Below are 22,040 nucleotides of genomic sequence, written 5' to 3'. Positions count from 1 at the left end.
GTTTATGGTTGGGTTTCCGGTATCCACGAGGCAGTCTCACTGTTGATAGAATCAATGGCTGTCTACTACCGAAACGGGCACTTAATTTAAGGAAGCCTCCTCGGTTTCGTCGAGTTTGTCCAGGTCAAGCCGTACCGGCGTTTGTTCGCTGACGTCAAACATCGGGCGAAACTTTTGACCCCATTTTACTTCGTTATACCGGTAAGAGAAGCGTGTATGGACATTTTGCATAAAGGTGTCATCAAGTGCCTGAACAGAAACCAGGAATTCTGTGTCCGATTGTTCAAGATCTTCGGGGGCGCATCCATACAATGGGCTATGTTCCGTAATGGGATGAACCAGCGTCCAGTTTGTCGGAAAAAAAGACACTTTATTTCGTTCAAGACTCAGGTTGTAATACTTTCTGGACAGTACACCGTCGGCTTTCGGCTCGACCCGCGACATGGATACCGAAACTTCCAGATTGATAAGTTGATTGGGCCGGGTATTGATAATTCTGAACATCCATCCATTAACGTCCAGATAAGGCGCAAACACGGCTTGTTTCGAAAACCGAATGTGGGCCATTGGTCGGGAAAACCGCCCGTAGAGCAACCCTGTAGCCAGGGCAAAAGCCAGTAGGCCCATCATGGATTCGAAGGCGGCAATGGAACTGGTCAGGAAACTATCGGGCGAAATATGGCCGTAGCCAACTGTTGTGAGTGTTTGTGAACTGAAAAAAAAGCATTTCCAGAAAGGGCCATAGAGTTCCTTGTCGTCTGCAGCTTTAAGGGTATCGGCTCCCGCCAGCATATAAACCTCGGCGAACAGTATATTGGCGGTTAAATAAAAAACAAGCAGCCAGCTCAAAAACTGGACCCAGCCCATGGTAATCAGGCGGTTATAAACATTCAGCCGATCCCATAAGGAGCTGTTGATCCGAACAATGTTGAAGGTGCCATCCTGATTGACGAGCCGCGAACGCGAATCGGTTAATTTAGTGCCAAAGCCGATATCGTCACGCCGAACCTCCTGCTCAACTAATTTACTTTCTTTAGTTGTTTGACTGAAAAGACGTTGATTTGTAGTATTCATGGCGGATCGGTTAGGCTGCGAAAGTAGTTCAATAGGCCGATTAACAAAGTTATTGCAAATTTGACCCGCTCTTCACTGCTCAACCTGAAATTGTAGTCAACGTATGCATCCAATTGAAATTGTAACCAGTTTACTCGGTGTAACAACACTGCTGGCGGTCATTGCTCGTCGGCTACGCATATCCTACCCCATATTGCTGGTAATTACCGGACTGGTTATTGGCTGGGTTCCTGGATTACCCCCCGTCATTTTATCCCCCGATGCTGTTTTCCTGGTATTTTTACCACCGCTGCTCTACTATGCTGCCTGGCAGATCGACAATGTGGAACTGAAGCTTTATAGCCGTTCGGTATCGTTCCTGGCCGTTGGGCTGGTGCTGTTTACCTCCACCGTTGTGGCACTGGTGGCCTACATGTTCATTCCGGGTTTTTCACTGGCGCAAGGGTATTTGCTCGGTGCGATCATTGCTCCGCCCGACGCTATTGCGGCCTCTTCGGTGATGAAAGGGCTGAATGTACCGAAACGTATTACAACTGTACTGGAAGGCGAAAGCCTGATAAATGACGCGAGCAGTTTAATTATATACCGCTACGGGCTGATTGCTGTTCTGACCAGCCAGTTTGTGTTATGGAAGGCAGGTCTGCAATTTATTGGCATTGCTGTGGCTAGCGTATTGGCAGGGTTGCTCATTGGCTGGGTGGCAATTCTCGTGCACAAGGCAATTAGCCGGGATACTGTCACCAATACCGCTATTACGCTACTGATTCCGTATGGCTCCTACCTGGTAGCCGAAGAACTACACATCTCCGGCGTGCTGGTTGTCGTAACCGTTGGCCTGTATGTATCGGCGCGTAGTGAACAGGTATTTACGTACCAGAGCCGCTTACAAACAAACTCGGTTTGGGAAACCGTCGTGTTTCTGCTCAATGGCCTGGTATTCATTCTGATTGGCCTGCAACTGCCCACAATTGTGTCGGAACTGAATGGCTATACGCTTACGCAGGCGCTCAACTATGCCCTGCTAATCAGTGCCGTTGCTATTGTTTGTCGGATTGCCTGGGTTTTTCCGGGTGCTTACCTGCCCCGCTGGTTTAGCAAACGCATTCGCCAGCGCGAAGTAAAACCCACCTGGCAGCAGGTTTCGGTCGTGAGTTGGGCTGGTATGCGGGGCGTTGTTTCGCTGGCCGGTGCGCTGGCCTTGCCGCTTACCCTGCCCAACGGCCAGCCATTTCCGGGCCGTGACCTGATCCTGTTTATTACCTTCGGTGTCATCTTCTGCACCCTGGTGTTGCAGGGGCTTACCCTTCCTGTATTGATTGATGAGCTAAACGTGCGGGCACCAGTCGATGAAAAGCTGGAAGAGCGTAAGCTCAGACGCAAGATGGCGCAACAGGTTATTACCCATCTGGAGGCCAACCACTCAGCGGGGTCGGTTCATGACGATGTGCTGAACTATGTGAAAAATGCGTATGAGTTACGGATCAATGAGCTAAATGGAATGCTTCGGGCCAAGAACGCATCAGACCGGCCCGCCGAGCTGTATCAGGAAGCCATCCGACTTCAACTGGAGCTGCTGTCTGTGGAGCGGACGGTGTTGAGTGAACAGCGTAAAGATAGCTTACTGGACGATGACACGCTCCGCAAGCTGGAACAGGAGTTGGATCTGGAAGCCGCCCGACTTTCCCTCGTTCAGCCCGTTATATGAACCAAACTGTATTTTTTGATGTATAAAAATGATTATCTGATAGACTTATTAAGCTAGACTGGATTCCTGCAAGAAACTTGACATTAAAATTTGTAGGTATAGTAGCAATTGATTAGGTAATACTACTTAATTTAGTGCGAAAATAAAGGGATTCGTCCGTAACGATCCTTAACTGTTAAAAATATGAAATTTCCGTCAGGTATGATTAGTTTAATCGTACCAGCTTTTAACGAAGAAGAGAACTTAGCCGTGCTGGTTCACCGACTCATGGCTGTCATGGAACCGTATGCTTCTTATGAAATTCTAATTATTGATGACGGTAGTTCCGACCAGACGCGCCATGTTCTTCGGCAATTGAGCCAGGCCTATCCTGTCGTTCGATTCCTGTCGTTTTCCCGAAATTTTGGCCACCAGATGGCGTTGAGGGCTGGCTACGACAATGCGCGTGGTGAAGCCGTTATCTGTCTGGATGCCGATCTGCAGCATCCACCGGAGCTGATTCCAACGCTGATCGACAAATGGTGTGAAGGATATGAAGTGGTGTATACCGTTCGGCAACCCGATCCCAAACTGTCGTGGTTTAAACGAACGACATCGAAATACTTTTATCAATTACTTCGCAACGTTTCCAACTTACAGATTGAAGATGGGGCCGCTGATTTCCGGCTCCTCGATCGCAAAGTGGTCAACACGCTGAAGCAGTTTAAGGAAAACGATCTTTTTCTACGGGGCGCCATCTCCTGGGTAGGATTCCGGCAATGCCGTATTCTGTACGAGCCAGCCGCCCGATACGCCGGCCGCTCGAAATACTCGTTCCGGAAAATGCTGCAACTGGCAGCGATGGGCATCACATCCTTTTCGACAAGACCCCTGTATATGTCGGTTTTGCTCGGTTTTGGGATGTTTTTTCTGGCCTCCTTATTCGGGGCAGAAGCGCTATATGAGCATTATTTTACGCATGCAACCGTATCTGGCTGGACAACGCTGGTTCTGCTGATGGTGCTCATTGGGGGTGTTCAGTTTATAATGATTGGGATCATCGGCGTATATTTGGGCAAAACGTTCGTGGAAGTCAAAGGCCGACCCGCTTATATTATCGGCGACACGAGCGAGATAGAGGAGAGCGTAACGACATGGCAAGCCCCAATTCAGGAAGTATTTTATTCACCGTTGACGTAGAAGAGTTTGATACCGCCGTTGAATTCGGCCACGATATTCCATTAACCGAACAAGTGGCCGTGTCAACGCGCGGGCTAACCTTGCTGGCTGAGCGCTTTGAACTGGTTGGCGCCCGGACAACCCTATTTACGACGGCTAATTATGCCCTTCACGAGCCTGCTCTGATTCGATCGCTGGCCCGGAAACACGAAATTGCATCGCACGGCTATTTTCACACAACGTTCGAACCTGCCGATCTGCTGAAATCCCGATTAGCACTGGAAGCTTTACTAAAACAACCGGTAACGGGTTTCCGTCGGGCGCGAATGGGATTTGTTGATCCGGACGACGTTCATCAGGCTGGTTACAGCTATAATTCGTCCCTGCATCCCACCTGGCTACCTGGCCGGTATAACCACTGGGGCGAGCCCCGTCATCCATTCCGCGAATCGGGGGTTTGGCAAATTCCGGCTTCGGTAACGCCAACGCTGCGCCTACCGCTGTTCTGGTTAAGCCTGAAAAATTTCCCATTTGCCTATTACAAACAACTTTGCCGCCAAACGCTCCGATCGGATGGTTTCCTGAACCTGTATGTTCACCCCTGGGAATTTACCGATCTGTCGGCTTATGAAAAAATTCCTGGGTATGTCCGTCGGCATTCGCGGGATGAATTACTCGACCGGGTCGAAAAGCTGTTGCGCTATCTGAAACCGCTTGGTCAGTTTGTAACGATGGGTGAATTTGCCAACACCTTGAGCTTACATACGTCCGTCGGTAAGGTAATTTAAGACATATTCATCATGTAAAAGGGCGTACAGTTTCAAAACTGTACGCCCTTTTACATGATGAGATATTATCTGTCTAGATGAAAATGACATCGTCGATCACCTCCGTACCCATGTCCTTGTTGACAAGCTGAATGAGCTTCTGCTTGGCATTGACGAGTTCGTTGCGGAGTGGAGCTGAGGCAATTTCAATATAAAGCTTACGATCACGAACGTAAAGCCGGTTTGTGCGGGAGGCAATGGATGGCCCCATCATACGACCCCAAAACGCTTCGAGGTACGTTTCGTTAAACCGGGTTTGAAGCTGGTAGGCTTTTAACAACTGCCCAATCGCATCTTTTAAGGACGTAACTCCGGCCACGCGGGTGGCATTTTCACGATTATAGCGGTACGTCTGATTCATGAGGAGAAGTTCTTACATGCAAAAGTAAACAATCAATTGACTTAATTGAGCAGAGAGAAGCGAACCATATTAAAAAAAGTTAATCGCATAGAAAAAAGAAGTGGTGTTTGGATTCACGCCGTTTGGCTAGTATACTTGCGCCATCAAGTCAATAGCAACGCGTCATCTCTATGACTCACGACGCGCGTTGATTTATAAAGAAGCGAGGAGAGATCAGGCTCTGTGAATCGCTGGCAACCTACCGCATGGCAAGGTGCTAACTCCTGCCTAAAGTTATTTAGGGACTATAAATCGTTAATACACATGCTTTATCTTCAGCACTGTATGTCCTCCGGGGCTTACTAAGCAATCCTCACCAACCGCCACGAAAACCGGGAGGGTTTGTCGTGCTTTTCACTAGTCCGATGGTCAACAGTTGTCGGTTGACGTTGCCGGAACGCAACGCCAGTTCGATCAGCCTGTAATGAACCTTACTTGATAAACCACTAACTATTTCTAAAACTATGGCTGAACTTCATTTTGATACCCTTCAACTGCACGCTGGTCAGGAGGTCGACCCGACAACCAACGCCCGGGCCGTCCCCATTTATCAAACGACCTCGTTTGTCTTTAATGACTCGGCACATGGCGCTGATTTATTTGCACTGAAGGCATTCGGTAATATCTATAGCCGAATTATGAACCCCACCTCCGATGTGTTCGAGAAGCGTATTGCGGCTCTCGAAGGCGGGGTGGCTGCGCTGGCGGTAGCCTCGGGTCAGGCCGCTCAGTTTATTGCCCTGAGCAACATTCTTAGCGCGGGCGATAACTTCGTAACGACTTCATTTCTATACGGCGGAACCTACAACCAATTCAAGGTTTCGTTCAAACGGCTGGGTATCGAAGCCCGCTTCGCGGACGGCGACAAGCCCGAGTCGTTTGCCAAACTGATCGATGGGAAAACCAGGGCGATTTACCTTGAAACGATTGGAAACCCCGGATTCAATATCCCCGATTTCGATGCGTTTGCGGCTTTGGCCAAAGAGCACGATCTGCCACTGATTGTGGATAACACGTTTGGGGCGGGTGGCTATCTTTTCCGGCCCATCGAACACGGAGCAGCGGTGGTGGTCGAATCAGCGACGAAATGGATTGGTGGTCACGGCACCAGCATTGGGGGCGTTATTGTCGACAGCGGTAACTACAACTGGGGCAACGGCAAGTTTCCGCAGTTCAGCGAGCCGTCAGAAGGCTATCATGGTCTGGTATTCAGCGATGTATTTGGGGTGGGTGGCCCGTTTGGCAATATCCAGTTCATTATTCGTGCCCGCGTCGAAGGGCTGCGTGACTGGGGCCCGGCCATTAGTCCATTCAATTCGTTCCTGTTGTTACAGGGTGTCGAAACGCTATCCCTGCGGGTCGATCGGACGGTGCAGAATGCCCTGGCGCTGGCTCAATGGCTCGAACAGCATGAGCAAGTCGAATCCGTCAACTACCCTGGTCTGGAAAGCAGTCCTTACCACGATCTGGCCAAAAAATACCTGAAACGCGGTTTTGGGGGTGTTTTTTCCTTTAAAGTGAAAGGGAGCAGCGAGGCCGCCGATCAGTTCGTGAACAACCTGAAAATGGTGAGCCATCTGGCGAACGTCGGCGATTCAAAAACGCTCATTATTCACCCTGCCGCAACTACCCACCAGCAGTTAAGTGAACTGGAACAGGCAAGCGCAGGCGTTGAGGTGGGCGTTCTGCGTGTGTCGGCGGGTATTGAGCATATAGACGATATTAAAGCTGACTTCGAGCAGGCTTTTGCCAAAATAGCCGAACCGGTTCTTGGTTAAACTGTTTGTGGTTTGTGGTTTGCCGATAGGTACGCTGGTATATTGGTACCAAGGCGTATGGAACGCAAACCACAAACCACAAACCACAAATAACAAACTTGATTGAATCTTAACTACTTCGATTATAAATATTCGTTTCCGCTCGAATCGGGGGAAAGCCTGCCGGGATTCCGGTTGGCTTATACCACACGCGGTACCATCAACAGCGACCAATCGAATGTTGTTTGGGTATGTCATGCCTTAACGGGAAATGCGGATGCTGGCGACTGGTGGGGCGGTATGGTAGGGCCGGGTAAATACTATGACCCGGAACAGACGTTTATAATCTGCGCCAATATCATTGGTTCGTGTTATGGATCCACAGGGCCGTTGTCCGTAAATCCGGCAACGGGCAGAGCCTATCACCACGATTTTCCAATGATTACCATTCGGGATATGGTAGCGGCTCTGGACTTGCTTCGCCAGGAGTTAGGGATCGAAAAAATTCATACCTGCATTGGCGGATCAGTCGGGGGCGAACAGGCGCTCGAATGGGCCATTTTACAGCCGAACCTGATCGAAAACCTGGTACTTATTGCGGCCAGCGCCATTGCTTCTCCCTGGTGCATTGCGTTTAACGAAGCGCAGCGGATGGCGATTGAAGCCGATCCGACCTGGGCTGAACAACGCGACGATGCCGGTCTGGCGGGCATGAAAGCCGCCCGGGCTATGGCCATGATTTCGTACCGGAATTATGATACGTACGGATTTACCCAGGCTTTAGATAACAATGAGCAATTAGATGGGTTTAAAGCAGCAGGATACCAGCGGTATCAGGGCGAAAAACTGGCTGACCGGTTCAATGCATTTACCTATTGGGTATTGTCGAAGGTGATGGACTCGCACAACGTAGGTCGAAACCGGGGCAGTATTCTGAATGCACTGGGGCAGGTGAAGGCCCGGACCTTGGTTGTTGGTATCCGGTCTGACCTGCTTTTCCCTCCATCCGAACAGCAGTTTCTGGCCCGGCATATTCCCAACGCGTTCTACGAAGAGATCGACTCGTTGTATGGGCACGATGGTTTTTTAATTGAATTCAGACCACTAACGGGCATTATCCGGAAGTGGATGGCGAGTGCAGCTTCGTCTGCCGTGGTTCCGACAGCCAACTCGCTGATAACCAATAATAGGTCGGTTAAATAGTGCATTATGGTCTGGTACGAAGCCGACGTTCGAGAAGTAGAAAATAGAGTAGCCGCTATACCACAGGCAACAAATCGAGTTGTTTTTTATGGAAGTTCATCCATTCGACTCTGGACAACGCTGGCGCAGGATTTCCCCGGCAGCCAGACACTTAATTTAGGCTTTGGTGGCTCAACATTAGCGGCCTGCGCCTGGTTTTTCGAGCGATTGATCGTTCCGGTTGCCCCCCAGTCGCTGGTTTTTTACGCTGGGGATAATGACCTCGGCGATGGCCGCCATCCGCAGGAGGTTTATTTATTCTTTTGCGCTTTCGCCGAAAAAATGAGCCGCCTTCTACCCGGTGTACCCTGGTATTTTCTGTCGATCAAAGTAAGTCCTGCCCGCTGGGGTATTTCCCGACAGATCCTGGAAACAAACAAATTAATTCGTGATGAGTTGGTTAACGTGCCTAATTGCCAATACGTTGACATGACAACGCCTTTGCTGGCTGCTGACGGTAAACCACGCCGGGAGTTTTTCGAAGGTGACGGGTTGCACCTTAATTCGGTTGGCTACCAGGCATGGCGACAAGCGTTGCTGCAGCAGACGCCGATTTTTTAACGATTTGTTTACCCACACCGTCGTTGAGGTTCTCCTGAATTAGTGCAATTTCACAGGTACCTAATGCCTACGTTATGCACCGTGAGTATCATAAATGGTTCAGTCCGAACCTGAACCGCGATATGGAACTGCTTATTTTGGGTCATGCTGGCGCACGCGTGCTGGTATTTCCCACTCGTCGCGGGCGGTTCTACGAGTATGAAGCGTTAGGGCTGGTGGAGGCACTGGCGGAAAAAATCGAAAATGGATGGCTGCAGCTCTATTGTGTGGATAGTATAGATCGAGAAAGCGTCTATAATAGTGAAGCTCATCCCTATGATCGCATTCGTCGACATGGCCAATATGAACAGTACATTATCAACGAAGTACTGCCCCTGTCCCGGCTCAAGAACCCACAACCCTTCATGATCTCGCACGGCTGTAGCCTGGGCGCTTACCATGCGTTGAACATCGCGTTTCGGCATCCACAGTGGTTTGGTAAAGTCGTTGCGTTTAGCGGGCGCTATAACCTGTCGGAGCCGGTAGGGGAGTTTCGCGGTTTGTTCGATGACTACTACGACGAGGAAATTTATTTTCACAGCCCCAATCACTTTCTGCCCAACCTGGACGATTCCGCCTTGCTTGATTCGTTACGTCGCCTGCAAATTGTGATGACAATAGGGGCCGAGGACCCGTTTCTGGGCAGTAATGTTACCTTGAGTTCAGCCCTTCACGATAAGCAGATTGCCCACGAACTATATGTGTGGGAAGGCCGGGCGCACCAGGCCAGCGACTGGCAGAAAATGGCACAACTGTATTTGTAGAAAGCGGCTTGCTCCGGTAACGGGTTAAGGCAGCTTTTCGGCCAGATACAAATAAGGCGGGTGAAAATGATGGGTGAAAATCTTCTCCTCACTATCCGGGTACTTTTTAAAGTACTCATTATCTGCCTTCAAGACGATGGTCGTCCCGGTTCTGACGTAATCATTGCTGTTGTAATAGTCGGGGGCCACGTAGCCGCTGAGGTTCTTGCTGACCGTTTTGGAAGCCAGCCGTCCGAGGTATTTCTGGTAATTTTTCTGGGCTTTCAACGCCGGTTTACTCAAGCTATTGTAAATGTACTTGAGCACAATGCGCTGGGGTAATTTCTGTTTTTTGATCAGAGCCGGTGCCCCCTTAAACGGGTTTGTGGTATTGACGTCGTTGATCGTTTGAATGGAGAAAGGGACTTCGGGTACCCAATCGGCCGAGTTAACGACATTATAGCCCCAGCCATTTTGTGTAGCCGCTTCGTACTCGTAGGCGAAATACAAGTTGCCCGGTTTGGGCCCCGCGCTGCAATAGGTTTTGAACTGAATATCGGCAGGAAGCCGCGACTGCTTTTGCAAACTTTTGAGATGGGCGGTCAGCAGATAAGCGATCGCGCCCCCCTGGCTATGCCCCATAATAAGCATGTTTTTGATACCCGCCCGGTAGCAGGAGTCGATTTTTGGGAGCATATCCTTCACCAAAAAAGCCGTGCCGACCAGCCAGCCCACATGAATGGCGGCTTTAGGGTCGTCTGCCAGCTGATAGCTGAATGTCTCGGAATCGCTGATCTGGATTTTGCCCTTTGCCGGTACCATGGCCGCATAAAAATTGCTGAGCCAGCTAACGCTATTGGCGGTCGTTCCCCGAATACTGATGACGGCTACGGATTGATTATCAGCCCATAGGTCCCAACGGTTATCGAGCCCCATGACCGGCGATCGATAGGCAAGCTTGAAGTGCTGGGGAGCCGGAAAAGAGTTGACGTATGTAGAATCGCCAAACTGGGCCGACACTTTGAGTAGTTCGATGTACTCGGCTTTATCGAAACCCGGTTTGAGTTTTTGGCCGAAACCGGCACTCGAAAGCACAAGCAGAATGGCAAGAGTAGATAGGTATTTCATAAGCAGGGAATGGTTTTGGCCATGTATGTACGGCTGCCCGATCGACAAATGGCGCTCTAACTGATCAGCCGCAGGACATTTACCCTACTCGTACTAGCGGATACTAGTTAAAGAGGATCATTGCCTGATAGACGAAAGTTACCTCCTTAACTAGTTGTTCGGCAAAAGGTTAGCTTGTTAGAAGGTCGATTTCCTGAACAATTGCCTGTGCCTCCAACAGGGCGTTGGCATAAGGCTCTACCAGTACCCGACCTACTGGATTCGTTGTCAGATCGGCGTCCCACAAGCCGGAATGATGCCAATAGTCGGTATGATCCCAATCGGGGCGGTCTATGATCGGATACAGGCACACGCCGAAAAGCGGGACATTGGCCTGTAGAACAGCCAGGCACTCACGGGCAATCATTTTAATCCAAACGGGCCGGTCGATACCCGGATGGCTGGTTTCGGTGAGGGCAATGGGTCGGCCATAGCGTCGGTAGGCTTTTACGAGCAGGTGACGCAGCGGTACCCAACGAGGATCGGGGATCGCATCATTCCACCCCAGAAACGTACCCGTTCCGTTAATCCACTGGTTATTGTAATAATAGTTGAAGCCCAACAGGTCGACATAATCGGGCGACCCGCCTAGTTCCGGAACCAGTTTGCCCGCTAGCATATCCACCGACTGAAACTGGTTTTCGTCCGCAATCGCTGCGTTAATGATCTGTTCCTGAGTTGCGTTCAGCGGTGGCACCATTTGCACCAGCGGTTCGGTTGTCAGAATGCGGATGGTGGGGTCAAGCTCACGCATGGCCGCTACGCCTTCGATGTAGGCCCGCATCAGGCCGATTTTTACCTCCCAGCCTTGCTTGGTGCAATAGGGCGAGGTGCCGCAGGCATCGCCCCCCAGCCAGGACATAAAGCTCACCTCGTTGATGGGCGTTACAATCAGGGTATCGTCTGGATACTGATCACGGTAAAATTTGACAAACGCCCGGCATAAAGCCGCAAAACGTCGGGCAAACATCGGGTGCAGGGGCGTCAGGTCGTCGGGGTAACCGAAATGGCACAAATCCCAAACCTGCTGAATGCCCTGTCGATGGCCTTCGGTCATCATAGTGCTTACAACGCTCCAATCGTATTGATATGGTCTTTTTTCGACCTGGCTCCACTGGATACCTTCCCGAACCGTTCGAATATTGAACGTCTGGATTTGCTGATAATCTTCACGGAGCAATTGTATGTGTCCCGACTGACGTAGTAAATCGACCCGGTTTCCGAAGCAGTTTAATTGGTCGCTGCATTCGTAACCAGCCCACCAAAACGACTGAAAGGGATTCGTGAACGGCGAGGTTGTTGAGTTGAGTAGCAAGGAGAAAATGGTTGGTATCCTCAAATATCAGGAAAAAGAAGCCAGCCATCAACCACAAGCCTCTTTTCTGAGGCAAAGGTTTAGGTTATTCGAATGAATTCTACTGGCTATGCCTTTTCATAGAGAACTGTTGACACACCGGCCTTTATCATTTCCCCAGCGCCTGGACGATGGCAATGACGAGCTTGGCGGAATTTCGGGCTGCCGTCGGATAGAATTTGTCATAAGCAATGTGCGCTTCGGCATCGGCCCGGTCGCTCAGGCTACGAATAATCAGGTGCGGCACCTGAATCTGATAACAAACCTGCGCTACGGCAGCCCCTTCCATTTCGGTGGCATCGGCGCCAAAGTCAGCCCGTAGACTGCTCACTTTTGTCGGCGAGGCCACAAAAACATCGCCCGTAACCACCGTGCCTGTCATCACCTTAACCGGCCGGTTCGACACGCCCCCGGACGCCAGCGGAATGCCTTCCAGCGAAACGCTTTTTACAACTGTTTCGGCTAGTTTTAGCAGGGCCGAGTCGGCCGGGAAGTAGACCGGATTAAATTGTTTTGTCAGCGCATTCCGAGTTTGCCGGGTCGGGGTGTTTTTGTCGGTAATGGCACCATAATCATGATGCGCCGTTCGTCCGGCAATTACAATGTCGCCGGGCTGAAGGTCGGGGTTCGTGCCACCGGCAATACCCGTAAATAAAACCCGTTGGGGCCGGAAGTGATCAAGTAACAGCGCCGTCGTCATGGCGGCATTTACTTTGCCAATCCCCGTCTCGGCCACCACGACCCGTTGGCTACCAAGCCGCCCGGTCGTGAAGGTGATGCCGTCGACAATAACTTTCTTCGGGTTCTTCAACGACTGATTAACCAGGGCCACTTCGGCTCCGAACGCCCCCAGAAGACCCGTTACAGGGCGAGGCTTGTAGTGTTGAGCAACGGAGACATGGGTAATAAGCAGGAAGATTAACGTTACTTTTTTCATCTGGTTGTATGTAAATTAATGGGAAGTTGCGCCAATAGTGGTGATTGTACTGTAACAGTGATGTCGGTTTTAAGAAACTGACATCACTTTAAGGGGCTCAGTGTCCGCTCGTTAAGGCCAATACGCAAAAGACATCGACAATCCACAAGCCAAGGGACACTTCCCGGCTTTTACCGATGGCTACTTTAATGACTGTCCAGGATAAAAAGCCCCAGATCAATCCCTGCGTGATCGAGTAGCTGAACGGAATCAGGACGAGCGCCAGAAAAGCGGGGAGTGCGTCATCCAACTGGCCCCACTCAATGCGTGTAATGGGCTTCATCATAAACGCGCCCACCAGCACCAGCGCCGGCGCTGTGGCAATGGATGGAATAATTGACAGTAAAGGCGACAGAAAGAGAAAGGGCAGAAAGCAACAGCCAGCCACGATGGCCGTAAGCCCCGTACGCCCACCCTGGGCAATGCCTACCGCCGACTCGATGTAGGCCGTTCCGGGGCTGGTACCCACCAGGCCCGCCAGTGTAGTCGCCACGGCATCGGTCAGGAGAGACCGGTTTAAGTTACGCGGCTCGCCATCCACATCCTGTAGACCGCCCGCTTCGGCAACGCCTACGAATGTGGACAGGCTATCGAATAAATCGGTGAAGGCAAAGGCGAAAATAACGGGCCAGAGCGACCACGAAAGTGAACCGACCAAATCTAACTTTCCAAGCAGTGAAAAATCCGGCATAGACCAGATTCCCTGAAAGTTGACCAGCGTTTTTTGCCCGAAATTAACGGCCGATGCGTCGCCCCAAAAGCGCCCGATGGGCCAGGCTGCGAGTGTTGTTAAGATAATGCCCATAATGATGCCTCCCGGTATGTCGCGTACCACCAGCACGCTCATGAGCAAAAGACCAAAAACAAAGGTCAGTACGATAGGGTCGTTGAACGACGCAATACTCACTAAAGTAGCCGGATTGGCGACAATGAACCGGGCGTTTTCGAAACCAATTAGGGTAATGAATAACCCGATACCCGCTGAAACCGCATAGCGTAAGGGTTGCGGAATTGCCCGTACAATGGCCGACCGAATGTTGAATATGGACAGCAATAGAAACAACATACCCGCCCAGAACACGGCTCCCAGGGCTACTTCGGGCCGAATGCCCATGCCTTTCACGGCCGTAAAGGTGAAAAAGGCATTCATGCCCATGCCTGGCGCGACGACAATCGGATTTCGGGCATAAAGCCCCATCATCAGGCTGCAAAAAAACGAGAGCAGCACCGTTGCCGTGAGTACGCCACTAAATGGCAAACCTGCCTGACTCAGAATAGCCGGGTTGACAACGATGATGTACATCGTTGCCAGAAACGTGGAAATGCCAGCAAGAACTTCAGTTCGACGAGAAGAGGTAGTAAAGGCAGTTGACAAGAGGAATACGGTTTTTGGTTTGTTGGCTGTATCAGGCAATCGGTACAAACTACAAACTACCCGCCACAAACTCAAACGCCCGCTAACAAACTTCCGGCGGCTTCATCGACCCAAATCTGTGTATTCGGATGTGTTTGCATGATACTGGCCGGCACTTGCTCGGTAACAGGTCCTTGCAGAGCTTCGTGTAAAATGCCCGCTTTTTTCGCCCCGCTCACCAGCAAAATGACTTCGTGCGCTTCGGTCAGGTGGCGTAAACCGAGGGTAATGCCCTGGGTGAGTGTAGTTTCTTTCTCGAAGTATTTCTGCCCGACCGTTTTGGTGCTTTCGGCTAATTCCGAGACGTGGCAACCTAAGGTAAAGGAGGTGCCCGGCTCGTTCAGGGCAATATGTCCGTTCATACCCATGCCAACGAGCAGGACATCCAGCCCGCCTTTTGCCTGAATCAGCGAATCTATTTTGGTGCATTCGGCCGTAAGGTCGGTGGCCTTGGCATCGAAAACGTGAATCTGATCGGGGCGAAGCGCCAACGGGACGAATAAATCCCGAAATACGTAGTACGAACAACTGCCGAAGTCATTAGGTCCGAAGCCAACCCATTCGTCGAGCCCAACGAAGGTGCATTGGCTAACGTCCACCCGTTCGGCCTTGACCAGCTCAACGAACCGGTGGTAGGTTTCAATCGGTGTGTCGCCCGAGGCCAGGCAGAGCGTCGCATCAGGTTTTCGATTAATAAGGGCAGCAATGTGTTCCGCCGTATACTGCGACAGGGTGGCGTGGTCAGGAAATTGGTGAATAGTCATGTTTTTGTGTTTGTCGTTCAGGGTATACAGTTTGTGGTTCATGAATGCATAACTGTAAACTACAAACCGTAAACCACAAACCGTAAACTTACTTCAACTCACTCGCCCGCACATCGCGGCTCCAGCGTTCGCTGCCTTTTTGGTCGTAAACTTTAATGTTCAATACCCGATCCGCTAAAGGGCCGCTAACGCTCAGGATGCCAAAGTTGCGGTCGGTTACCAATGTACCGTTTACATAAGTAGGCAACTTTAACTCGTCGGCCAATGGTTTTGCCGGGCTGGATGTTAGCGGGGATATGGTCAGATCGTACAGCGGATACGTGCCGGGTCGATCCAGTTTGTGTAAGATCGAGTGGTGCCGGTCGCCGGTAATGAACAGGACGCCGGGAATTTTGGCGTCCGCAATGGCTTTGAACAGCCGGTCGCGTTCGGTGCCGTAAATGGCGTAATTTTCAAACGATTTGGTCGGATTAACAATCTGGCCACCGGTTACGATAAACTTGAACGTTGCTTTGCTGAACGTCAGGGCATCCAGTAGCCATTGGAGTTGTTTATCCGCAAAGTACGTCTTGCCAGGCCCGTCGGGCATTTTGTCGGGCGCGCGAAATGTGCGGTCATCGAGCATAAAAAACTGGCAGTCATTCCATTCAAACGTTCCGGCGCAGCTTTCGGGGAATATGAAATTCGGATTTGCCCAGAACAGCTTGAACGCATCGAGGGTCACTTCTTTCAGCCAGTAAGAACGATCGGAATCGTCGGGACCATAATCGTGATCGTCCCAGATGGCGTAATTATGCGTAGCGGCCAGCAACGGCTGCATCTCCGGCAGCGAACGCGTATGGGTATATCGACGCAACACGCCACTCCGGCTGTTCCAGTCGGCCTCGCGGGTGTAGGTATTGTCGCCCGTCCAGAGCATAAAATCGGGCTTTTGGGCCGCCAGCGCCGTAAAGATTTCATAGCCTCCGCCATAGGGCGTGCCGGGACGATCGAACCTAGCTTCGTTGACGTAGGTGCAGCTTCCGACGCCGAAGTGAAACGTCGGTGGGTCGGTCCGCCACTGCCACAGGTTTTGGGTTTGGAACTGAGTCGGGTAGGGCAGGCTCACCTTCTGGCCCTCGATCAACAGTTCGTACGTGTACTTTTTTCCGGGTTCCACCTGATCGGCGAGCAGGTGGGCCGTAAAAGCCGTTTGCCGGTTGGTGTATACTTCGTTGGTTACGTAACTGGTCGGTGGTTTGCCGTCCGCCGGGCTTTTGTCTTCATGGTAACGGATCTGAACGTGAGCCGGTTGGTTCGTTTGTACCCAGAGTTTTACTTCGCGCATGTCCGAATAGCCAACCATCGGCCCCGACTGAAGCACCTTTGTCTGGGCTACATTTTTTTTGCTATTTCGGGTAACTGGTGCCTGTCGTTTCGCGGTTGACTGACCGTAGACTATCACTTGGCCAGACAATAGAAGGACTAAGAGAAACTGAATTTTGTACATGGGGGAAAGATGGCGTAATTTTGCGGTTCGTTCAATGAAGTCATGCAACTAAATAACCGTACTTACCAGATCCAGGGTGTCAATGTATTGGATATAGCCGACGAATTCGGTTTGCCTTTATACGTCTATGACGCCGACAAAATTATCGAAAAAATCGGCTTGCTCCGGTCATCCTTTAGCGGAGTCAACCTAAAGATAAAATATGCGGCCAAAGCCCTGACCAATATATCAATTTTGAAATTGATGCGTCAGCAGGGCGTTGAGATGGACTCTGTATCGGTCAACGAAGCCCGTATGGGTATGCTGGCTGGTTTTACACCGGCTCAGATTATGTTTACGCCCAGTGGTGTGTCGTTTGACGAGATTCGCGAGGCCATTGATCTGGGTTTGCAGTTGAACGTCGACAGCTTGCCCCTGCTGAAATGGGTTGGTCAAACGTACGGAAATCAGGTTGCGGTTAGCATCCGAATCAATCCGCACATCAGCGAGGGGGGGAATATCAAGATTTCGACGGGTCATGCCGATTCTAAGTTCGGAATTTCAATTCTGCAACGCGATGCCATTCGGGAACTGACGGAGCAGTACCAGATTCCGGTTGCCGGGCTGCACATTCACACGGGTTCCGATTTCAAGAACGCCGACGCGTTTCTGCGCGGAGCGGATGTCCTGTTCGACCTCGCTGCCGACTACCCAAATCTGACATTCATCGACTTCGGCAGTGGATTTAAAGTGGCCTATAAAGAAGGCGACCACGTGACCGATGTAGTTGAACTGGGCCGTAAAGTATCGGCCGCTTTTCAGAATTTCTGCCAGCAATATGGCCGCGACATTGAACTTTGGTTCGAGCCGGGCAAGTTTCTGGTCAGCGAAAGCGGGCATCTGCTGGTTAAAACCAATATTGTGAAGGAGAATCCGACACGAACGTTCGTCGCCGTTGATTCCGGGCTGAACCACCTCATTCGCCCCATGATGTATGATGCTTATCATGACATCAAAAATATCTCGAATCCATCCGCATCAGCGGAAACCGCTGCTGAGAAGACCTATAACGTAGTTGGGTATATTTGTGAGACGGATACCTTTGCTACGGATCGCTCGTTGCCAGAAGTGAAGCCCGGCGATGTGCTGTCGTTCGAGAATGCAGGAGCTTATGGCTTCAGTATGGCGTCGAATTACAACGCCCGGTTCCGTCCGGCCGAAGTACTGGTGTACGAGGGTCGCCCGTACCTGATCCGTCAACGCGAAACGTTCGATGATTTGATACGCGGTCAGGTCGATGTACCCGCGTTGACTTTAGAAGTAATAGAGCAGTAAAAATGGTTTGTTGTTTACGGTTTGTGGTTCGTAATAGGCTAATTCGAAGCTATATGTACGTCAGCCAGCCACAAACTAGGAACCTCAAACTATGAACTCCAAAACGCACAAACCACAAACAAATAATGGGACGCGCATTTGAATACCGGAAAGCCCGAAAAATGAAACGATGGGGGCAGATGGCTAAAACCTTTACCCGTATTGGTAAAGACATTGTGATGGCCGTTAAAGGCGGTGGTCCAGATCCTGACACCAATGGTCGGTTAAGGGCTATCATCCAGAATGCCAAGGCGGCTAACATGCCGAAGGAAAACGTAGACCGGGCCATTAAAAAGGCATCGTCCAAGGAGCAGGAGGATTATAAAGAAATTGTATACGAAGCCTACGCTCCTCATGGCATTGCGCTTGTTATTGAAACCGCTACGGATAACCACAACCGTACGGTAGCCAATGTTCGTAGCTACCTCAACAAACTTGGTGGAAGCCTGGGTACGCAGGGAATGCTCGACTTTATGTTCGACCGGAAATCGGTCTTTCGGATTCCTGCCGAAGGTATCGACCAGGAAGGGCTTGAACTTGAACTGATTGACGTAGGTGGTGATGAGGTGGAATTTGATGAGGAAGCCAATCAATACATCATCTACGGTGAATTTACCGCCTTTGGTAGTGTCCAGAAGTTTCTGGAAGAAAAAGGCTACGAAATCAAACAGGCAGAATTTGAGCGCATTCCGAATGATTATAAAGAACTGACGGATGAAGAAGCGGCTGATGTTGAGAAGCTCATTGAGCGAATCGAAGAGGACGACGACGTCCAGATGGTTTATCACAACATGAAATAAAAAGAGGCCGGTTCTACCGGCCTCTTTTTATTTATCGTAAACTGGTTTCTTCGCGAACGATCTGGACCCAGCTCTTGATGACCGTCGGGGGGGCGTTGCGGTCCAGCACCGCAAAACGCACACTGGCCTGGTAGTAGTACAAACCCGTCGGCAAAGCCGACCCGTCACTGCCCCGACCATCCCAGCTCAGCGTTGCCCCCGTGCTCTCATACACCTTGGCCCCCCACCGGGTGTAAACCACAAAGCTGATCTGCTCGACAAACCGGGGACACTTCAACGGACTGAACACATCGTTCTTGCCATCCCCGTTGGGGGTGAACACGTTGGGCAGCACCAGCGCCGGACAGACCTCGTTGCAGACCTTGTTGGAGGGCGCACTCTCCAGCCCCCGCTGACTCACCGCCGTCACATAATAACAACCCGCCACCGTGCTCAGCCCGCTGTGATCGAAGCGGGTGGTGGGCACACTCACCGAGCTCAGGGCCGTCAGCGAGTCCTGCCGGTAGCGCCCGTAGTAGATCTTGTAGGAGGCAATGTTGGCATCACAGCTGGGCCCCGCGTTGGGTGTCCAGTTGAGCTTGTTGGTGAAGCTGGTCTGGTCACAGAGGCTCTCGGCCGTCAGGCTGGCGCAGTTCAGCGAGTCCAGCCCCAGGGTGGGCGGACAGGGCCGGGTGGTGTCGGTGGGGCTGGCACAGAGCACCTGGCTGTAGTTGGTCAGCAGGCCCAGGCGGGCCAGTTGGGGGTCGGTGTACTGGCCCCTTGTCATCACCCGGTAGCAGTAGCTGGAGTCGGCTGAGAGCACCCGACTGGTGTTGCCATCGGCCAGGAAGCTGTCGGTGCCATCATCGGTGAAGGTGTAGGAAGCGGGGGTGGTAACGCTCACCTCCCGGATCTTGTTGAAGGGTCCGTTGGGTCCCGACCGACTGCGGTACACATCGTGGACCCGGTTGTCGTTACTCCAGGGCACATTGGCCTGCCAGGCCAGGGTGATGCGCCGGTTGGTGGGGCTGGCCGCCAGGCGCACCGAGGAGGCTGGCTCGGTCACATCGAGTCGGGTGAGCTGGCGGGTGGTGGGGTCGGTGTAGTAGAACTCGAGCCGGTATCGGTAAGGGTTGGCCCCGGTGTTGAGGGGGGCGTTGGCGGAGCCCCGGTCGACGAAGAGGGTGTCTGGGGCTCCGGGTTGGAGGGAGGTGTTGATGGTGGCGATGGGGGTGTAGGTGTTGCCGTCGAGTCCGGTGGCTCGTTGGATGCGGTACTGGTAGGGGGCGCCCAGGTCGCCGGGGTTGAGTCCGATGGGTCGTGACCATCGGAGGGTGATCTGTCCGTTGGGATCACGGGTGGAGTCGACGGTGACCTGGGTGATGACTGGAGCCAGCAGAGGCAGGCTCAGACAGGCCTGCTCGGAAGATCGGCTGGCGCCACCATTGGTGCCCCCGTTAACATCGGGGTAAAGGGCCACCATGCGGTAAGAGTAGGAGACGCCCCGGCGGAGAGCGGATGTGTCGGTGTAGGTGGTAGCCGTGGAGGGCACCTGGGCAATGAGGGTATAGCCCGCTGGAACGCCAGTAGAACACTTGTCAATGTTCACCACCTCACAGCCTTCCTTGCGGTAGATGGCTAGTTTGGTACCGGGCAGCCCACAGGCGTAGGGACTCCAACTGAGCTGGATGGCTCGTCCGTTGGCGGTGGCCGTAGCGCGAGCGGTGAGGTTCTGGATAGGTGGTCCAATGAGCCGGATGCGGAAAGTCTGGAAGGAGACCAGCGAGGGCGTTGGTTTGGGGGGCACATCGGTGACCTTGAAGGTCACGTCGTAGGGTGTCTCCCGGATCTGATTGCAGTTAGTTTGCCAGCTGAAGGTGGCCGTGGCGGGCTGATTCTGGGTAATTCCTCCATTAATGAGTCGGGCGTAGGCAGGCTGGATCAGTTCGCCGGCTGCCAGTGCCTGACCATCCTGTCCCACATTGAAGACTCCGCCGAATCCCGAGATGATGACGCGTTGTCCGTCGGGGTCGGTGGCCGTGACGGGTTGGTTGATGAGCGTGCCGGCTTCGACGCACAGGTCAGGAATAGGCTGGATAAGGGGGCGCAGGTTTTTATTATCCACCACGATGATTTGCATATCGCGGGTAATCTCGCCAATGAGTACACCATTTCGCCACTCTTCAATGATGAAGGCGAAGTTGAACTGGCCCAGTTCGCCGGGGGAATCCCAGCATAGTTCGCCGGTGATGGGGTTGATCGAGAAGGTAGGGGGCGCTCCGCCGTCTTCCCGGACGGTGCTGAAGCGGGTCGGGTCCTGATAGGCTGGAATCGCTCGCCCGACGCATCCATTATCGGTCAAACTGGTTGCAGGCACACTCAATCGGTAGGCCAGGCTGTCGCCATCGGCATCGAAGGCGGCCGGGTTGTGGCAGAACTTCTGGCCCACACGCCCCGAATCCAGGGGTGGGTTGAGCATCACCGGCGTGGAGTTGGTCAGCAGGGCTGCATTAACATAAATCGTCGTCGAAACGAAGAACCGAAGTTGGTCAGAGCTGGCGGCAGGCGGCAGGTTTTTGGTATCGGCGTTTCGGTTAGGTACAGTAACCCCAATGGTATAGGTACCTGGTCCGGGATACGTATGAATAACCGTATAGCTGTTAACCGATGATGTACGGCCATTAATGTAGGCACGATTACTGCGCCGAACATCAGCCGTGGTGCCATCGCCAAAGCAAATGGTATAATTTTCGGCCTGATCAGCGGCCGGTTTACCTTTCACTTCATCAAAATAAGCCGTAAAGGTAACTTTGTATGTCAGGGAGGTTTTGGAAATAAGCTTGGTCGTTATTTCGCCAGCCCGTACGTGAGTTGCCTGACTAATGCTGGGATAAAGTACAGCACCCAAAAAAAGGCTCAAAAGCCCAGATATATAGAGAAACCGCATAGAATTGTCGCGTTTTTCTTAAAACGCTTCACCGAGTGAAAAGTGTATTAATATTAGGTTGTAAGATAAGGTAAAAAGAAAAAAGGAGAAAGAGAAATAGTTTACGACCATTTCTTTCTCCTTTTACCTCTCCTTATTATCTAATTTTCTAGCGTAACGTCATCTCTTCGCGAACGATCTGGACCCAGCTCTTGATGACCGTCGGGGGGGCGTTGCGGTCCAGCACCGCAAAACGCACACTGGCCTGGTAGTAGTACAAACCCGTCGGCAAAGCCGACCCGTCACTGCCCC

The 22,040-nt window shown here is 51.9% G+C and carries 18 protein-coding genes and 1 riboswitch; of the genes, 9 read left to right on the top strand and 9 right to left on the bottom strand.

Annotated features, from left to right (window positions below; all coding sequences use genetic code 11):
• Positions 1 to 81: 81 nt before the first annotated feature.
• Positions 82 to 1,074 carry an ion channel gene (locus ACYVAM_RS29590; protein WP_461073768.1) on the bottom strand — a complete coding sequence of 331 codons (993 nt, stop codon included), beginning with the start codon at positions 1,072 to 1,074 and terminating at the stop codon, positions 82 to 84.
• Between the two features lie 103 nt (positions 1,075 to 1,177).
• On the opposite strand from ACYVAM_RS29590, the gene ACYVAM_RS29585 reads away from it, so the two are divergent.
• From ACYVAM_RS29585 to ACYVAM_RS29575, 3 genes are all read left to right on the top strand, one after another.
• Entirely contained in the window at positions 1,178 to 2,779 is a 1,602-nt protein-coding gene (locus ACYVAM_RS29585) for a Na+/H+ antiporter (RefSeq protein ID WP_461073767.1), read from the top strand.
• 183 nt (positions 2,780 to 2,962) lie between these two features.
• Positions 2,963 to 3,958, top strand: coding sequence for a glycosyltransferase family 2 protein (locus ACYVAM_RS29580; RefSeq protein ID WP_461073766.1), 996 nt, complete (start codon positions 2,963 to 2,965; stop codon positions 3,956 to 3,958).
• The gene (locus ACYVAM_RS29575) at positions 3,913 to 4,725 is read left to right on the top strand and encodes a polysaccharide deacetylase family protein (protein WP_461073765.1); all 813 of its coding nucleotides are present in this window, start codon (positions 3,913 to 3,915) and stop codon (positions 4,723 to 4,725) included. Before ACYVAM_RS29580 ends, ACYVAM_RS29575 begins: the two co-directional genes overlap by 46 nt.
• A gap of 73 nt (positions 4,726 to 4,798) precedes the next feature.
• On the opposite strand, the gene ACYVAM_RS29570 is transcribed toward ACYVAM_RS29575, so the two are convergent.
• Positions 4,799 to 5,125, bottom strand: a complete 327-nt coding sequence (locus ACYVAM_RS29570; protein WP_046375863.1) for a DciA family protein — start codon at positions 5,123 to 5,125, stop codon at positions 4,799 to 4,801.
• 189 nt (positions 5,126 to 5,314) lie between these two features.
• A riboswitch (SAM riboswitch) is annotated at positions 5,315 to 5,418 on the top strand.
• A 210-nt stretch (positions 5,419 to 5,628) separates the two neighbouring features.
• On the opposite strand from ACYVAM_RS29570, the gene ACYVAM_RS29565 reads away from it, so the two are divergent.
• From ACYVAM_RS29565 to ACYVAM_RS29550, 4 genes are all read left to right on the top strand, one after another.
• On the top strand, positions 5,629 to 6,942 hold the full coding sequence (locus ACYVAM_RS29565) for an O-acetylhomoserine aminocarboxypropyltransferase/cysteine synthase family protein (RefSeq protein ID WP_461073764.1): 1,314 nt from the start codon (positions 5,629 to 5,631) through the stop codon (positions 6,940 to 6,942).
• Between the two features lie 102 nt (positions 6,943 to 7,044).
• Positions 7,045 to 8,124: a homoserine O-acetyltransferase family protein gene (locus ACYVAM_RS29560; RefSeq protein ID WP_461073763.1), complete on the top strand. Its 1,080-nt coding sequence runs from the start codon at positions 7,045 to 7,047 to the stop codon at positions 8,122 to 8,124.
• Between the two features lie 6 nt (positions 8,125 to 8,130).
• On the top strand, positions 8,131 to 8,724 hold the full coding sequence (locus ACYVAM_RS29555) for a GDSL-type esterase/lipase family protein (protein ID WP_461073762.1): 594 nt from the start codon (positions 8,131 to 8,133) through the stop codon (positions 8,722 to 8,724).
• 74 nt (positions 8,725 to 8,798) lie between these two features.
• The gene (locus ACYVAM_RS29550; protein ID WP_461073761.1) at positions 8,799 to 9,527 is read left to right on the top strand and encodes an esterase family protein; all 729 of its coding nucleotides are present in this window, start codon (positions 8,799 to 8,801) and stop codon (positions 9,525 to 9,527) included.
• 24 nt (positions 9,528 to 9,551) lie between these two features.
• Here ACYVAM_RS29550 and ACYVAM_RS29545 read toward each other — a convergent pair whose 3' ends face one another.
• The 6 genes from ACYVAM_RS29545 to ACYVAM_RS29520 all read right to left on the bottom strand — a co-directional run bounded on the left by ACYVAM_RS29545 (position 9,552) and on the right by ACYVAM_RS29520 (position 16,670).
• Entirely contained in the window at positions 9,552 to 10,634 is a 1,083-nt protein-coding gene (locus tag ACYVAM_RS29545) for a lipase family protein (RefSeq protein ID WP_461073760.1), read from the bottom strand.
• A gap of 169 nt (positions 10,635 to 10,803) precedes the next feature.
• Entirely contained in the window at positions 10,804 to 11,988 is a 1,185-nt protein-coding gene (locus ACYVAM_RS29540) for an amine oxidase (RefSeq protein WP_461073759.1), read from the bottom strand.
• A gap of 148 nt (positions 11,989 to 12,136) precedes the next feature.
• Positions 12,137 to 12,964 (bottom strand): 5'-methylthioadenosine/adenosylhomocysteine nucleosidase, encoded by an 828-nt coding sequence (locus ACYVAM_RS29535; RefSeq protein ID WP_461073758.1) that lies wholly within the window; start codon positions 12,962 to 12,964, stop codon positions 12,137 to 12,139.
• Positions 12,965 to 13,061: 97 nt separating this feature from the next.
• Complete coding sequence (locus ACYVAM_RS29530; protein ID WP_461073757.1) at positions 13,062 to 14,378, bottom strand: NCS2 family permease; 1,317 nt, start codon at positions 14,376 to 14,378, stop codon at positions 13,062 to 13,064.
• Positions 14,379 to 14,449: 71 nt separating this feature from the next.
• Positions 14,450 to 15,181 carry a glucosamine-6-phosphate deaminase gene (locus tag ACYVAM_RS29525; protein WP_461073877.1) on the bottom strand — a complete coding sequence of 244 codons (732 nt, stop codon included), beginning with the start codon at positions 15,179 to 15,181 and terminating at the stop codon, positions 14,450 to 14,452.
• An 88-nt stretch (positions 15,182 to 15,269) separates the two neighbouring features.
• Entirely contained in the window at positions 15,270 to 16,670 is a 1,401-nt protein-coding gene (locus ACYVAM_RS29520; RefSeq protein ID WP_461073756.1) for an alkaline phosphatase D family protein, read from the bottom strand.
• Between the two features lie 42 nt (positions 16,671 to 16,712).
• Between ACYVAM_RS29520 and lysA the strand changes: the two genes are divergently transcribed.
• Together lysA and ACYVAM_RS29510 are read left to right on the top strand one after the other, a co-directional pair.
• Positions 16,713 to 17,984 (top strand): diaminopimelate decarboxylase, encoded by a 1,272-nt coding sequence (gene lysA / locus ACYVAM_RS29515; RefSeq protein WP_461073755.1) that lies wholly within the window; start codon positions 16,713 to 16,715, stop codon positions 17,982 to 17,984.
• 125 nt (positions 17,985 to 18,109) lie between these two features.
• Positions 18,110 to 18,823, top strand: coding sequence for a YebC/PmpR family DNA-binding transcriptional regulator (locus ACYVAM_RS29510; protein WP_461073754.1), 714 nt, complete (start codon positions 18,110 to 18,112; stop codon positions 18,821 to 18,823).
• A 31-nt stretch (positions 18,824 to 18,854) separates the two neighbouring features.
• On the opposite strand, the gene ACYVAM_RS29505 is transcribed toward ACYVAM_RS29510, so the two are convergent.
• The gene (locus ACYVAM_RS29505) at positions 18,855 to 21,749 is read right to left on the bottom strand and encodes a T9SS type B sorting domain-containing protein (protein ID WP_461073753.1); all 2,895 of its coding nucleotides are present in this window, start codon (positions 21,747 to 21,749) and stop codon (positions 18,855 to 18,857) included.
• Positions 21,750 to 22,040: the final 291 nt, after the last annotated feature.

Source organism: Spirosoma horti, assembly GCF_054776595.1.
This window is presented reverse-complemented; position numbering and strand designations above follow the sequence as displayed.

Excerpts from the sequence above, each read along its gene's own strand:
- ACYVAM_RS29575 (WP_461073765.1), top strand. The coding sequence starts at position 3,913 with ATGGCAAGCCCCAATTCAGGAAGTATTTTATTCACCGTTGACGTAGAA.
- ACYVAM_RS29590 (WP_461073768.1), bottom strand. The coding sequence starts at position 1,074 with ATGAATACTACAAATCAACGTCTTTTCAGTCAAACAACTAAAGAAAGT.
- ACYVAM_RS29545 (WP_461073760.1), bottom strand. The coding sequence starts at position 10,634 with ATGAAATACCTATCTACTCTTGCCATTCTGCTTGTGCTTTCGAGTGCC.
- ACYVAM_RS29520 (WP_461073756.1), bottom strand. The coding sequence starts at position 16,670 with ATGTACAAAATTCAGTTTCTCTTAGTCCTTCTATTGTCTGGCCAAGTG.
- ACYVAM_RS29555 (WP_461073762.1), top strand. The coding sequence starts at position 8,131 with ATGGTCTGGTACGAAGCCGACGTTCGAGAAGTAGAAAATAGAGTAGCC.
- ACYVAM_RS29525 (WP_461073877.1), bottom strand. The coding sequence starts at position 15,181 with ATGACTATTCACCAATTTCCTGACCACGCCACCCTGTCGCAGTATACG.
- ACYVAM_RS29570 (WP_046375863.1), bottom strand. The coding sequence starts at position 5,125 with ATGAATCAGACGTACCGCTATAATCGTGAAAATGCCACCCGCGTGGCC.
- ACYVAM_RS29505 (WP_461073753.1), bottom strand. The coding sequence starts at position 21,749 with ATGCGGTTTCTCTATATATCTGGGCTTTTGAGCCTTTTTTTGGGTGCT.
- ACYVAM_RS29580 (WP_461073766.1), top strand. The coding sequence starts at position 2,963 with ATGAAATTTCCGTCAGGTATGATTAGTTTAATCGTACCAGCTTTTAAC.
- lysA (WP_461073755.1), top strand. The coding sequence starts at position 16,713 with ATGCAACTAAATAACCGTACTTACCAGATCCAGGGTGTCAATGTATTG.
- ACYVAM_RS29585 (WP_461073767.1), top strand. The coding sequence starts at position 1,178 with ATGCATCCAATTGAAATTGTAACCAGTTTACTCGGTGTAACAACACTG.
- ACYVAM_RS29535 (WP_461073758.1), bottom strand. The coding sequence starts at position 12,964 with ATGAAAAAAGTAACGTTAATCTTCCTGCTTATTACCCATGTCTCCGTT.
- ACYVAM_RS29565 (WP_461073764.1), top strand. The coding sequence starts at position 5,629 with ATGGCTGAACTTCATTTTGATACCCTTCAACTGCACGCTGGTCAGGAG.
- ACYVAM_RS29550 (WP_461073761.1), top strand. The coding sequence starts at position 8,799 with ATGCACCGTGAGTATCATAAATGGTTCAGTCCGAACCTGAACCGCGAT.
- ACYVAM_RS29510 (WP_461073754.1), top strand. The coding sequence starts at position 18,110 with ATGGGACGCGCATTTGAATACCGGAAAGCCCGAAAAATGAAACGATGG.